This window comes from Salegentibacter salegens, from assembly GCF_900142975.1.
GTDB classification, from domain to species: Bacteria; Bacteroidota; Bacteroidia; order Flavobacteriales; family Flavobacteriaceae; genus Salegentibacter; species Salegentibacter salegens.
The window spans coordinates 867,889-881,734 of record NZ_LT670848.1 but is presented as its reverse complement, the minus strand read 5'-3'; the positions used below and the strand labels follow the sequence as shown (position 1 = coordinate 881,734).

The 13,846-nt window shown below is 35.8% G+C and carries 13 protein-coding genes; all 13 read right to left on the bottom strand.

Annotated features, from left to right (window positions below):
- Positions 1-2 precede the first annotated feature (2 nt).
- Positions 3-1,259: a phenylacetate--CoA ligase family protein gene (locus tag B5488_RS03895; protein ID WP_079734071.1), complete on the bottom strand. Its 1,257-nt coding sequence runs from the start codon at positions 1,257-1,259 to the stop codon at positions 3-5.
- Positions 1,260-2,930, bottom strand: a complete 1,671-nt coding sequence (locus B5488_RS03890) for a C45 family autoproteolytic acyltransferase/hydolase (RefSeq protein ID WP_079734070.1) — start codon at positions 2,928-2,930, stop codon at positions 1,260-1,262.
- Entirely contained in the window at positions 2,931-5,843 is a 2,913-nt protein-coding gene (locus B5488_RS03885) for an MMPL family transporter (RefSeq protein ID WP_231919803.1), read from the bottom strand.
- 63 nt (positions 5,844-5,906) lie between these two features.
- Positions 5,907-7,106, bottom strand: coding sequence for a DUF2062 domain-containing protein (locus B5488_RS03880; RefSeq protein ID WP_079734068.1), 1,200 nt, complete (start codon positions 7,104-7,106; stop codon positions 5,907-5,909).
- A gap of 60 nt (positions 7,107-7,166) precedes the next feature.
- The gene (locus tag B5488_RS03875; protein WP_079734067.1) at positions 7,167-7,538 is read right to left on the bottom strand and encodes a hydroxymyristoyl-ACP dehydratase; all 372 of its coding nucleotides are present in this window, start codon (positions 7,536-7,538) and stop codon (positions 7,167-7,169) included.
- Positions 7,539-7,607: 69 nt separating this feature from the next.
- Positions 7,608-8,228, bottom strand: coding sequence for a LolA family protein (locus B5488_RS03870; RefSeq protein WP_079734066.1), 621 nt, complete (start codon positions 8,226-8,228; stop codon positions 7,608-7,610).
- Positions 8,215-8,985: a polysaccharide deacetylase family protein gene (locus B5488_RS03865; protein WP_079734065.1), complete on the bottom strand. Its 771-nt coding sequence runs from the start codon at positions 8,983-8,985 to the stop codon at positions 8,215-8,217. Before B5488_RS03865 ends, B5488_RS03870 begins: the two co-directional genes overlap by 14 nt.
- A complete protein-coding gene (locus B5488_RS03860) occupies positions 8,975-10,039 on the bottom strand; it encodes a beta-ketoacyl synthase chain length factor (protein WP_079734064.1) in 1,065 nt (354 codons plus the stop codon). Before B5488_RS03860 ends, B5488_RS03865 begins: the two co-directional genes overlap by 11 nt.
- Positions 10,029-11,219, bottom strand: coding sequence for a beta-ketoacyl-[acyl-carrier-protein] synthase family protein (locus tag B5488_RS03855; protein ID WP_079734063.1), 1,191 nt, complete (start codon positions 11,217-11,219; stop codon positions 10,029-10,031). Before B5488_RS03855 ends, B5488_RS03860 begins: the two co-directional genes overlap by 11 nt.
- 3 nt (positions 11,220-11,222) lie before the next feature.
- Positions 11,223-11,480 (bottom strand): phosphopantetheine-binding protein, encoded by a 258-nt coding sequence (locus B5488_RS03850; RefSeq protein WP_231919802.1) that lies wholly within the window; start codon positions 11,478-11,480, stop codon positions 11,223-11,225.
- Positions 11,455-12,072, bottom strand: coding sequence for a hypothetical protein (locus B5488_RS03845; protein ID WP_079734061.1), 618 nt, complete (start codon positions 12,070-12,072; stop codon positions 11,455-11,457). The genes B5488_RS03850 and B5488_RS03845 overlap by 26 nt, the downstream gene beginning before the upstream one ends.
- Before the next feature lies 1 nt (position 12,073).
- A complete protein-coding gene (locus B5488_RS03840) occupies positions 12,074-13,219 on the bottom strand; it encodes a beta-ketoacyl synthase N-terminal-like domain-containing protein (protein ID WP_079736520.1) in 1,146 nt (381 codons plus the stop codon).
- The gene (locus B5488_RS03835; protein ID WP_079734060.1) at positions 13,219-13,638 is read right to left on the bottom strand and encodes an acyl-CoA thioesterase; all 420 of its coding nucleotides are present in this window, start codon (positions 13,636-13,638) and stop codon (positions 13,219-13,221) included. Before B5488_RS03835 ends, B5488_RS03840 begins: the two co-directional genes overlap by 1 nt.
- Positions 13,639-13,846 lie beyond the last annotated feature (208 nt).

Below are 13,846 nucleotides of genomic sequence, written 5' to 3'. Positions count from 1 at the left end.
CTTTATCGATAATCGTGAAAAAGTTTCGGTTTCCTACTTTCCTTTGGAAACTTCAGCTTTTCAATTTTTTCTACGGAAGTTTTTTCTAAGCTAACTTTTACTTTCAATCCAGCTTGCAAATGCTCCTGAAGCTCACTAACTTCAGAAAAATCCTCTGGGATTCTAACGAGAATTTCATCGGTTTGTGTTTCATTTAGTCTTGCTTCAATAACAAAGATTTTTAAAGCCTGAAAAGCAGTAAGTAAATTGATAATTTGCTGCGGATAAAGTGTAGTTCCTTTCAGTTTTATCATTTGCTTTTTTCGCCCAACAGGCGTACTAATTAGCAATGATTTTCTATCACAGTCACAATTTTCATCATAGAATTTCACCATATCTCCGGTCGCAAATCTCACTAAAGGCATTGTTTGGGTTTGTAAAGGTGTAACTACTAATTCCCCAATTTCACCGGATTTCACCGGATTTTGATTTTCATCGAGAACTTCCGCAAAGATTAAATCAGGCAAACTATGATTTCCCGTATGGAATTCACATTCGGTAAAAGCGGTTCCCATTTCGGTACTAGCGTAGGTAGAAAATAATTCTATATCCCATAAATCTTTTACTTTCTGTCCCAAAGAATTCAGACTGAAATCGGGATTTCGCAAAGGTTCGCCAATACAAACGGCAGCTTTAATCGAAGAGTTTTTATAATCAATTCTGTTTTCAATAGCAAAATCGATCATTTTCAACAAAAATGAAGGAACTGCAACGAGAAAATCAGGTTGAAATCGTTCTATAGATTCCCATTGTAAGCCGGGCAATCCACTGCCGGTTCTTACAATTCCAGCGCCTAGTTTTCGCAAACCTAAAAAATAAGCCATCCCGGCCATAAACCTGCGGTCTAAAGTGGTGGTAAGTTGCACAACACTGGATTTTTGTACTCCGATCATTTCAAAAGATTGGCGTTCGTTTTCAGCCAGCCGATCCAAATCCGCATCGTTTAACGCGAAACTAACCGGATTCCCTAAGGTTCCTGAAGTAGTTACATAATCTATAATTGCATCTTTTCCAACCGCAATAAATTCTTCGTTATATTGTTGTAAGTCTTCTTTGGTAGTAATCGGAATCTTCCTGAATTGCTCGTAAGACTGAATTGCTTCAATATCTATTTTATTTTCTGAAAAGTGCTTTTTATAAAATGGAGAGTTTGCCGCAGCGTAACTTAGCTGTTTTTTTAACAATTTTTGATTTCCGTGTATATCGTAAAAATTAGCCATTTAGAGTCTGCGGTAAGATTTTTTAATCATTTTATCCAGGTATTCCTCATCCGGCAAAGTGGTCACTTCCCTCCTTTTCGCCTGCTTATAATTGATCACCGCTTTTTTAAATTCTTCTTGCTGAAAATAGTAATCGCCGGCAATTTTATAAACTTCCCAGAAATGAGGATTTAGGTATTTTAATCGCTTAATTTTATTTTCTGAAATTTCTTTTTCTTTAGAAATAGCTTCAGTGATTTCCCGACTTAATTTTCGGTATTTCTCGTAATCTTTATAAGCTTCAGTATTTACAAAAGGATCTTCTGCAATGGTTTCTTGAGCTAGCATAACACTGCCTGACACATTTCCGTCTTCAAACTTTTTAAATGCAGCATCGAGGTCGTAAGCTACAAAAGCACCCAGCTGATATGGATTTGCAGACACCCAAACTTTTCTTTCTTCAGGTTTAAAAATTATTCCGTGGTGGGCTAGCAATTGATTTATCGCCATTTCATTTCCCATCCCCAGGTTAGCACCTTCCAAACCTTCTTTATTCCTTAATATTTCAGCAGCTTTCTCTGAGTTTAATTTCTCTTTTTTAGAAAGTAACTCCTGCATTTTATCAAATCGGTATTGGGTATGGCTTTCTGCTATGGCTTTTAAGTTGCGATTATCTTCCGCGTAAGCTTCACTTTGAAAATGGTTGCTGCACACTAACTCATTAGAATTTTCAACCTCATAAACTCCAAAATTCCCCGGGGCAACTTCAATTAAAATCGCTTTGTGCTCTGAGGCGCTGCCAACCATAATAGATTCTGAAACAAAAACTTCACGCTTTTTAGCGATTTCTATAGCTTCTTTAGTTGAAGACGCATATTGCAAGATTTCACGAGTAACTAAACTAATAGGAGTTTTCGCCTGCCGCGGAATTTTACTTTTTCCTGCATTTATCGTGACGCTAATACCTTGCTCATTCATCCCGCTCACTGAACCAATCATCCCGGCCCAGGTGTACATCATAAACTTATGCCCTTTATCAGGATTCACAAAGGCTGCAATTTTTTCTTCCGCAAACTCATCTCCCGCGTAAAAATCGAAATTCCTGCCTAAAAGCAATTGCCCATCTTCTGTTTTATCACCCCAGGCAGCAAAAGAAGTACAACCAACCAGCATTAAATCCTGCAAGGCGTGACCAATATCGTGTGCACCGTGAAAATAGAGCATGCGCACATAGGCCGGGGCAAAATCATTATACTTTTCCAACCCAAAAAGTGAAGTACCGTAAATTTCCTGTTTATACTCTTCCGGGACGTGCAGATACATTTTACGATTAAACCAGGCAACGGTTTTTTTGAGAAAATTACGGTATCCTGGGCCCGGAACGAGTTCATAAATCTTGTCCATAAAGGCAGTTTCCTGCTTGTGCATTAATTCACGGGTCAAGCTCCCGCTTATTACTCCGCGTTCTAAGGCATCTCCCTCAATATATAATTCCCAAATGCCATATTTATTTTTGTACAATGAATTTTTTCCAATCTTATAGTGGGTTTCACTGAGCTTAGTTCGGGTAGTATCTATATTTTTAATTCCGGAAATATCGGGGCGATCTTGCAGAGAGCGTTTTATTCCGCAGGAATTTAGGAGGAGAAAAACCCCGAGAAAGATCGATATTCTAACTAATAGCAATTTCACCTAATCCAATTTTTTAAAAACCAGGATATTATTTTGACGATAAACGATCTCAAAATTCAAATCGATTAACCACCTATTTTCATACTCCGGGGTTAAAATAATTACCTTTTCAGCATATTTAGTAATATTCTCCTTTAAAGCCAAAGAGATATCTTCTACAGGTTTTTGACTTATAATAAATATGAAATATGGTTTGAAATCCTGAGGCCATGCTTTGCTGAAAGTAAGATTCTCAGCATTACTTTGCGAGGTGTTATTAGAAATTTTTCTATTTTCTTTAATCGTATCTAAAACAAAGAATTTACTTTCAGTATTTTTCAGACTTAAAAATACGGGAAGGATTCCAAAATTAGAATTCAGCATAAAGATTTTTTGACCAGGATTTATAAACCCGGAAACCTTTAAAAAGCGTTCCCGGTTCTGGGTAAATTCCTTTTTTGCAGCAGCATAAACCAATTTATACCTGTAATTTCCTAAAACCGTATTTTTTAAATAAAGCTGTTCTTTACTACCAGGTTTATTAAATATCGCAGAGAAACTAAAAGGAGCTTTCTGGGCCAGTTTTCTTTGGAAAAACAATAGATCGAATATTTTTGTCTGAATTACAAATGCAACTATAACCGCGGTTAAAACGCCAATCACAGAGACCACAGAAACCGACTGGAGTGCGGGATGTTTGGCAAAAACCAGCGCGCCAATTCCAAGTAAGGTAGTCAAAACCGAAAGTAAAATTGAAGCCTGATAAGTTTTTAAAGCTGGTTTTCCGGTTTCGTATTCTTTTAGGCAGGCGTTGGTAATAAAAATGCTGTAATCCAGCCCAAGACCAAAGATAAAGGTGGAAATAATAATATTTAAAATATTAAATTCTACTCCGAAAATAGCCATAATTCCCAGTGCGATAATCCACGTGATGGCAATGGGCAGTAATGTTAGTAAGCTAAGCAGTAAATTCCTGTAAAAAAGCAATAACACCATAAAGACTGCAATTAGGGAGAATAAAATAAGCTGGTTAAATTCACTCTTTAGATCTCCAAGAAAATCCTGGCTCATTTGTTTCCGGTCTATAGCTATAATTCCCTCTTTTTCTTCAAGTTCCTGTAAAAGTGCTGAATTGGTTTTTTTAAAACTAAGCGTGCTGGTAACCGTAGAAAAACCAGGATTTCTATTGATAAAATCGTCTAAATAAAGGGTGGAAACATCACGATAATCGTCCAGGAAAATTCCGTTGAAATTTTTGTCTAATTGCTCATAAAACTGGTTAAAGCTTTCTGCCTTAAAACCAAGTTCAGCAGATTCGTTCAAGAGATTATTCTTTAAGTTTTCCTTTTTAGAATAACTCCAAAACTCCTTCCAGGCTTCAATTCTTTCGGTTTGTTTATCGGTAGAAAGCACTACTCCGCCAATGCTGCTAAAACTCTTAATTTTACCGGTCTCTTCCAGGCTTTTTAAGTCCCGATAAAGTTCATTATTCCTGGATAGAGCTTCATCTATATCATTTCCGTAGGAAACCAAATAGGTGGTGTTCACAGCCTCGCCAGCAATTTGCTTAATTTTTTCTTCGGTTTGCTTTATATTTTCAGGTTCAAAATTAAGCTGTGAAATATCTTCGTTAAATTCAACTTTAGTGAAGAAAAATAATCCCGCAAAAAAGATTAACAGTACACCGCCAACTAAATTTTTTTTCTGATAAAAACGTTGAAAAGCGAGCTTATCTATCCAGTTAGTCTTTACTTTCTCCTTATTTCTAGGCGGCTGATAAAATTGTGGAATTAGGATTAATGCAAATATTGAAGCAGATATAACACTAACAGCTGCAAAGATTCCCAAATCCTTCAGGGCTTCACTTTCCAGGAAAAGTAAACATAAAAAAGCGATAGCCGTAGTAAAACTACTCATTAAAATAGGCTTGCTGACTTCCCGGTAAAGCACTTTTACATCGGCATTATTTCTAAAATGAGTTAGGATATGAAGTGCATAATCAAGGCTAATTCCCAATAAAATAGCACCTATACCTAAAGAAATAGCTGAGACACTGCCCTTGATGAAGTATAACAAGGTAATGGCAGCCAAAGCTCCCAATAAACTGGGAAGAAAAAGTAATAACGGGACGTAAAACCTCCGGTAAAATAGAACAAGTAGGATAAGTAAAATAGAGAAAGCTATACTAAGCGTAAGCTGAATATCACTTTTTATTTGCTTTGCATTTGCGATGGCATATAAAACACCACCGAAATATTCAGCTTTAACTTCAGAATTATTATTTAATGCTGAAATTATCTTATCCAAACGCTCTATAAAAACCTCATTATTCTTGGTTTCAGAAGCAGGGTATTCAGGATTGATAAACAGCAGTAAATGTCTTTCATCTTTAGTGACCAGGTAATTATTATAGATTTTAAAATTATCGTCTACCTGCAGTTCCTGTAATTTTTGTAAACCCAGGTTTGTGATAGAGAGCGGGTCTTTAAAAAGAAATTGCTTGGTTATAAATCCGGTTGGAGAAATTAAATCTTTGTAGGAGCTTTCCAATTTTTCCTGAATGCTGTCTTCCTGCAGTCTGGAATTTATTTCCTCATAATCCCGCGAATTAAGGAATAATGGGAGATTCTGGTAAACAAAGTTATATACTTCTAAAATACCTTCATCAGGAATTTCTCCCTGGATTTTCGTGATATATTCAGGTAGTTCTTGATTTAAAGAATCTGTAAGCTTACCGGCGTATTTAGTAAGTTTTTCAGGACTTTTTTCTTCCGAAGAAATAGCGAAAATGAGTTTGTCTGAAAACTCTGTATTATCCAGTACTTTTCTTAAAACGTTCTGTTTTTCTCCAGATGGAATAAGCTTGGTAATATCTTCTTCTAGCTGAATATTTGAAGCGAAATATCCGCCAACCAGCACAAAAAGTAGCAACAACAAAAAACCAATCGTTTTTTGTCTTCGAAAAAAATAGTAAAGCTTTAGGAAGAAATTATGCATTTAAGGTTTTACCACCTGTTTTTGGTTTGTTATCGAAAATAAGAAATAAAACACAATCCACAGTAGCACGGCGGCAATTCCTGCCAGCGCAAAACTGCCAATAATATACTGCCACAAACCAAGAAAGATATCGGCAGTAGAATCAAAATCTTCTGGTCTTAATTCCCAGGCCAATCCTCGACCGGTAAGTAAGGATCCCGCTTGATAACTGGCATAAATAATAAACGGAATAAGGGGCGGAATACTAATGTTACTGAATAAAAATGCTACAACTTTATTCAATTTAAACATTGCCGCTAAGCTGAAAACCAGTAAGGTATGTAAGCCCCAAAAGGGTAAGATCCCAACAAAAACACCCAGGGCAATTGCCGCGGCTTTTTTATGCGCAGGCTCCTGACTTTTAATAATATTTTCTTTCCAGAAACGTTTAAAGCCTTTCTTTCTAAAATCCTGGTAAGTATCTCGCGGATGGATATAGAAAAAACTCACCAAAACAAACCAAATGTAGAGCAGCGTTATCCTGGTTATATCCCAAAAAGGCCGAAAATGGGTTACCCGGTTTTCTTCATAAAAAACCTTAATTGGTACGTTTCGTACTTTAACTTTTCGCCAGGCGGCTTTTACAATAATCTCAATTTCCAACTCAAATTTGCTGGTATAAAGCTTAATTTGGTTTATTACCTTTAAAGGATAAAGTCGGTAGCCGCTTTGTGTATCGGTTAACTGGGTACCGGTAACTACTAAAAACCAAAAGTTAGAAAATTTATTGCCAGTGGTACTTTTTCCGGGAATCCCATCCTGTCCCATATTGCGATCTCCAACCAGTAAAATTTCAGAACCGGGAGTTTTTTCTTCTAAATGACTGAGGAAAACATCCAAATCATCAGGATAATGTTGCCCATCAGAATCTATGGTTATTGCATATTCGTAACCCAAATCTTCAGCAATCTTAAAACCGTGTTTTAAAGCTTCGCCCTTACCCCTGTTTTCTTCAAAATGATGAATATTTATTTCAGAAAAACTTTTGAGAATTTCTTCCGTAGCATCTGTAGAACCATCATTTACCACCAGAAGATTAGAGGTATATAATAGTAAATCCTGTAAAACGCTAGCCAGGCTTTTTTCGTTGTTGTATGTAGGAATTAGAATACAACAATTTAAAGCTTCAAATCTGGCCTGGTGTATGGGTTCTTGGTTCAAATTAAAATGGCTTTAATTGCAAAAGTAAAATTAAAAAGTAAAGCACAAACTTCTAAAAGCTTAAGATTCAACTTTTTTATAAAGAGAATTGATCTTTAATGAAATCCCGGCCGAATTCTTAGCTATACCTTTAAGTTTTATTTCCTGGTTTTCTTCTGTAATTTCGGTTTCGAGGTTTAAAACAGCATCGGTATTTGGATCTACCACCGCCATAAATTTCACGTTATTCCCTTTTTTAAACTGAAGTTTACATCCACACCTACGCTCGGCTTCTTCTTTAAATAAATTCATTAAAATCACACCCGGTGTTACGGGTCTTCCGGGAAAATGCCCATCGTAAATTTCATGATCCTTGTTAATTTCTATTTGGGTAAAATGTTTTCCGTTTTCTTCGGAAGAATTTACTACGGAATAAAAATTCTTTAATAACATGTATTGGTTGGTGTTGGTGTCTTACTAAAATACACAGAAAATTCAGGAATTTAAGTTTTTAGGGACATTTTATGGTTCAAAAACTGTAGGAGGTATTTCGTGGTTTATTTTAATTTTACTAAATTCAATAGTCGTCATATCCCCGGCCTCTTCTTTTAAATCAACCTGCTCCACAATATTTTCTTTATTAAAGGATAAATGAATTTCAGCAAACATCGCTTTTAAATTTTTATCCTTCGGAATTATTAAAGCAGAAATCAAATTATTATTGCGCGTATAAGAAATATCAAAATTCTCATTATCCTGAAGCAATTTACCGTTTACGCTTCCAGTTATAAGTTTGGCAATTTTGTCAAAAAGTTTGTTAGAACTAGTATTTCTTACGCTTTTATCGCCGGCATCATCTATATGAAGTTCTTCTTCTATAAATAGAATTACATAATCTTTAGGTTCGGCATATTCCCATTTTAATTTTTCGGGATTTTGGTAATAAATTTTCCCGCGACTCACAGATTCATCTGTGATCATTGCAATTTTCTTAGTTTGAATAAAATCGGCTTCCAAAGTTAAAAGATCCTTGGTTTTAGTCAGCATCTCTTTCTGAAATTGAGAAATTTCATCTTTAGAAAGTTCTTCCTGCGCCGCTAAATTCAGACTTAAAAACAAAAATAAAATATTAAGAATACGCATTGATTTCCAGTAATTTATCAGGTCTTACAACCTCATATTGATTATTTTTCAAAAATAGCAACAACTGTTCCAGTATGTTAACGGTTTTAGCATTATTATCGTGCAAAAGAATTACCGCTCCCGGTTTAAGCCTTTTTTTAATCCTATTTAATATAATTTCTTCAGAAGAAAGCACCGCATCAAAAGATCTAATACTCCAACCTATTGAAAGCATATCGATTTTTTGAAGGGCTTTTTTGGTTTTTGGGCTTACAATTCCGAAAGGCGGTCTAAAGAGTTTCATTTTTATGCCAGCGGTTTCCTCGGCAATTTTGTTACAATCTTCAATTTCCTTTACAATTGTTGAAACACTTAAAGCTCCCATTTTTCGGGTATGGCTATACGTATGGTTGCCCACCAGATGTCCTTTAGTAAGGATTTTTCTAAAAATTTCGGGATTTTTTTTAATATTTTTCCCGATGCAGAAAAATCCTGCTTTTGCATTATACTTTTCCAAAACCTTCAAAATTTCCAGCGTGTTTTCTACTGGGCCGTCATCAAAGCTAATGGCTATTTGTTTTTCTTTAATTCCAGGATTTTCACTAATAGAATTTACAAAGAAATTAAACCGAACATTTGTAGATACGGTAAGCAAAAAAAGGAGATAAAAAACAATAAAGCTTAATACATACCAAAATGAAGTAAAACCAAATATGGCCAATACCAAACCCGCGAAAAGCAGGAGAATAATAACCGTATTTATAATTTTAAACCGCACTGAGTAAGATTAAACTGTGATCCCTGCCAAGATACTGATTGTAAATAAGAATGGTTTTTGAAACTTTTCTTTCTATGTGGTTCAACTTAAAAATTTTGGGGATTTTACCCGATTTTAAAATAGTAGCAGCCAGATAAATCGCATAACCCGAAGCAGTATCAAAATCGCCCACCAAATATTTATAAGCTAATTGCGGTGTATTTCGAAATAAATTTTGCTGAAGATTTTTATAATAATGATCGTATCGGTTATCGCCATTATTTCCTAAAATCACTGCATCTATAGCTTCGGAATTCAGGTTGTTTTTTGCCAGAAAATTTTCAATTTCATCATTGATTTCTTCTGGCTTAATCACATTTTTTAAAGAGACGCTTTGAAATTCAGCATAAGTATTTTGTTTTTTTTCTTTTGAAAGGACGAAAAAATGTGCACCTTCCGAGGTTATTGTTCCGGGAGAATCTTCTTTAAGTAAATCGAGGTTTTTAATAGGATTTGATTTCAACTGGCCATCCAGTTTTTTAAACGAAGTGATTTTTGCTGAAATCTCATCTACTCCTCCAACCAAAACCGAATCAATTTTAGGATTTTCACTGAAATGCATTTGGGCGTCAAGCAAAGCTGTCTCCAGGGAACCAGAATTTTGAGTGTAAGTGACATTATAATTCTTACATCCCAAATTTAAAGCAATTTGCCCGCCAATAGTGTTGTGCGTAGATTGAATAAACGAAGTTGGCGTTAATAATTTTTCCTCCTGATTCAGCAAATTTTCAAGAAATTTCTCGGTGTCCTGTTTACAACCTTCACCTGTTCCCGTAATTATCGCATCTGGGATTTTAATTTCAGCTTCTTCTAAAGCAATTTTTGCTGAAGTAATCCCCATTTTAATGGCTTTAGACATTCGTCTTAATGCCATAGGTTTAATAAACTCCTTATAATTTGGCGAAATTGCTGTAAAAATATTTTCGGTGTAAATCCTTGCCGTTTCCTCCGAAAATAAATAACCAGGCTGCGCCGAAATACTCCCAATCCCGTTAATATATATCTTATCCTTCATTTTTACTGAAAATTAATGAAGTACAATTTCCTCCAAATCCAAAGGAGTTTGAAAGCACATGGGTTATTGATTTTTTCTTCAATTTAGTGACCGGAACTAATCCTGAGTTTGTCATTGGCTCAGTAAAATTAAGATTAGGAAAAACCTGTTGGTTTTGTATTGAAAGCAAACTATAAACCGCTTCTAAAGCTCCCGCAGCCGCCAAAGTATGGCCGGTAAAAGCTTTTGTAGAGCTAAAATCGGGTAAATTTTTTAGAAAAATTCGCTTTAAAGCCTCAGTTTCTGCGCCGTCATTATTTCTAGTAGCAGTACCGTGAGCATTTATGTAATCTATTTTTTCAGCAGGAATTCCGGCAATTTTTAAAGCTTTCTGCATTGCCAAAAATGCTCCTTCTCCCTTTTCTGAAGACGCGGTTTGATGAAAAGCGTCATTAGCATTTCCATATCCGGAAATTCTGCCTAAAACCGGTTTTCCATTTAAATCTTCTTCGCCTTCTAAAACCAGGTATGCAGCGCCTTCCCCAAGGTTCAAGCCATTCCGGTAATTATCAAAAGGTTTACAATGATCTTCAGATAAAATCATTAACGAATTGAATCCGTTGAGCGTAAATTTGGTAAGGCAATCTGTACCGCCAACAATTACACGTTTTAGTCTCCCTGCTTTAATCATCCTGGCGCCTAGCATTATCGCATTAGCTCCAGAAGAACAGGCAGTACTTATAGTACTTACAAAACCAGTAATTCCATAATGCTCAGCGATTTTTTCTGTGGTAAAACCGGGATGTTGTGCGCGTATAAATCGACTATTTTCTGTTTTTCCTTCTGTAAAATCTTTAAAATGAGTTTCGGTGGCATCCATTCCGCCAACGCTGGTTCCCGAGATAAACCCCGTTTCAGCATCAATTTTTAGGTTTGACTGAGATATCGCTTCTTTAACTGCCAATGCGCCCAGCAAAGTAGCGCGTGTGAAACTGTGATTTTCAGGTAAGTTTAAATCGTCAGTAAGAGTTTCGTTGGAAATCTTAATTTCCCCAACCGGTAAATTCTGATGGATTGTTTTGAGAATTTCAGCAGTAGAAATTCCATGTTTTTCTGAAATTAAAGAGCGATAATTTGCCGCAGTGTTGTTGCCAATTGCAGAGATAATACCCATTCCGGTAACGGCAACACCTTTATTCATAAACTATTTGGTTCGGTTTTCTTCAATAAATTGAGCCATTTGGTTTATAGAGACAAATATTTCTTTCCCCTGGGCAGGATCGGTAAGTTTTATGCCGTAATCTTTTTCTAATAACACAATAAGCTCCAGGGCGTCTATAGAATCCAGGCCAAGACCATCGCCAAAAAGCGGTTCGTCGTTGCTTATATCGGCAGGTTCCATATCTTCCAGGTTAAGTTGCTCGATAATACTTTTTTTAAGTTCTGTGTGTAGGTTTGTCATTTTCAGCGCAATATAATTTTTTGAGGCTTTCTTTGGAAAATGGAATATTTTTCTCCTTTGAAACCAGGCACAAAAATACATCATATTCGCCATTTTGCAAGTCTAACCAGCCAGAAAGCACCTGGGGACTTTTTTCTGAAATCAATAAAGATTCGGTATAATTTGTTAGTAATTCGGCATCAAAATTTTCAGAAATAAAAAAAGCATTCTCACTTTGCAGCTTATATTTAATACTTATTTCTCCTAATACGATATTTGGCAGGGTATACACAAATAGTGAAGGTGATGCAAAAGTCTTCGTACTTTCCAGAAATTGCCTGTCGGTTTCCAAACTGGAGGCATTGTTGGAAATTACCAGGGCGGTATTTTCTGTTGGCTTATTTTGGAAAATAATTTCAGAAGCCAGAATTCCCAATTTTGAAAGTTCGTCCATTTTATGAAATTTAGGATATTGTATCTCTAAAAAATCATAACAAGCTTTTAGAAAAAGGTTGATATCCTTTTCTGAAGATTCAAAAATCAATTTTTCCGAATTAAAAATTTTTCCATTTTTAATTCTAACCCAATCCTGTATGTAAAATTCCTTAGACATTTTATTCCTTTTGCTTTTTAAAAACTAAAGCCAGGTTACAGCCGCCAAATCCCGATGCGGTTTTCAATGCATAACTCATTTCCTTCTGCTCATTTTTCTGAATAATATTTAGCGGTTTCGAAACCCCCAATTCCCCAAAATTTTTGGAAGTAAATAATTCATTATTCAGCATTGAATGTTTGGTAACAATACTCTCTATCAAACCCGAAGCACCCAGCGTATGCCCATAATAAGCCTTTAAACTATGAAGTGGTGTGTTTTCTAAACCAGAACGGTAAAAGGCGATACTTTCCATCTCATCATTAAAAATAGTTGCAGTACCATGAGCCGATAGAAAATCAATTTTTTCTGCGGAAATTGAAGCTTCTTTCAGTGCTTTTTGAATGCTTTTATACAGGCCTTCTCCGGTCCTGGATGGTCCCGAAATATGGTTAGCATCATTTGCTGAAGCATCACCAATCAAACTAATATTCTCGGAAGTTTCGGGTTTATTTAAACTAACCAAAATTGCCCCGGCCGCCTCCCCCAGGTTAATCCCATCACGATCTTTTGCAAAAGGTTTACAGGTTTTGGTGCTTAATGCCTGGAAAGAGTTAAAACCGGAAATCACAAAATCGCTAGCCAAATCGGCACCAACTACAATGGCATTTTTTATTTTCCCTGAATTTCCCAATCTTCTTGCCACCGCGAGACCCAGGCCTCCAGATATACAGGCATTGGAAACAATTATTGGAGTTTGGGTGAACCCGAAGAAATTGGCTATAACTTTTCCCACTTCGCTTAACTCTAACCGGTTTTCGGGAAAATCACCTGGTTCTTTTAAAAGGTTAATATTTCCTTTGGTGGTAGCAATAATCAGGTTGGTTTCTTTTAAATCCAGATTTTTATTTTTATCCAAAACCTGTTTTACCGCAAGGATGACCATTTTTTCCAGTTTGGTAAACTTTTCAGTATTTCCAAATTCTAAAAAAGCCTGGTTTAATTTGACATCATCAATAATACCAGCAGGAAATGGGTTTTCGGTAATTCCAGGTTTTTGTTGAAGTTGCAAACCAGATTTTCCCTCCCGTATCGCCTGGATATTTTCTTTAGTAGAAAATCCTAATGGAGAAATAATCGCATCGTCTAACAGGTAGAGGTTCTTCATTAAAGCAGCTTCATTTTCTTTTTCCAATCTAAGAAAAACGGCGGATTATTTAATACCAATTCCCTGTTTTGATTAAGAAAAACCTGCAACGTTTCCCCGGTGCAAATCAAATCTTCGCCTTTAAAAACTTTATAAATGAAATTCATTTTGGCGGCTTCAGAATTTTTAAAAGTGGTTTCTACCCGAAAGGCGTCGCTATATTTTAATGGTAATTTATGCTCACAAACTGATTTTACAATGGGTGTGGAAAAACCTTCAGTTTGAGCATCGAGGTATGAAATGCCGTGTTCCCTGCCAAAATCTTCTCGACCTTCTTCGAAGTATTTTAAATAATTGCCATGCCACACGATTTGTAGCGGGTCACATTCGTGGAAACGCACCCTAAGATTCGTGATTGTGGTTAAGGATTTCTCCAGCATATTATAATAAATTATTAATAGTGTTCATTTTTTCCATCGATGAAAAAACGAACCAAAAAAATCTAGGCTTACGAAACTTTATCTAAATTTTTCGTTCTGCATCTAAATTTTAGGAACTCGCTAGAAAATTTAAATTTAATAGAATAAACCTTTAGCTCAAATAGGCTAAAATTTTACGGTGCTTTCACTTCAAATTTTACGACAAATT

Bases quoted from the DNA above. Each gene is read 5' to 3' on its own strand.
- B5488_RS03895 (WP_079734071.1), bottom strand. From the start codon at position 1,259: ATGGCTAATTTTTACGATATACACGGAAATCAAAAATTGTTAAAAAAA.
- B5488_RS03875 (WP_079734067.1), bottom strand. From the start codon at position 7,538: ATGTTATTAAAGAATTTTTATTCCGTAGTAAATTCTTCCGAAGAAAAC.
- B5488_RS03870 (WP_079734066.1), bottom strand. From the start codon at position 8,228: ATGCGTATTCTTAATATTTTATTTTTGTTTTTAAGTCTGAATTTAGCG.
- B5488_RS03860 (WP_079734064.1), bottom strand. From the start codon at position 10,039: ATGAAGGATAAGATATATATTAACGGGATTGGGAGTATTTCGGCGCAG.
- B5488_RS03855 (WP_079734063.1), bottom strand. From the start codon at position 11,219: ATGAATAAAGGTGTTGCCGTTACCGGAATGGGTATTATCTCTGCAATT.
- B5488_RS03850 (WP_231919802.1), bottom strand. From the start codon at position 11,480: ATGACAAACCTACACACAGAACTTAAAAAAAGTATTATCGAGCAACTT.
- B5488_RS03845 (WP_079734061.1), bottom strand. From the start codon at position 12,072: ATGTCTAAGGAATTTTACATACAGGATTGGGTTAGAATTAAAAATGGA.
- B5488_RS03840 (WP_079736520.1), bottom strand. From the start codon at position 13,219: ATGAAGAACCTCTACCTGTTAGACGATGCGATTATTTCTCCATTAGGA.
- B5488_RS03835 (WP_079734060.1), bottom strand. From the start codon at position 13,638: ATGCTGGAGAAATCCTTAACCACAATCACGAATCTTAGGGTGCGTTTC.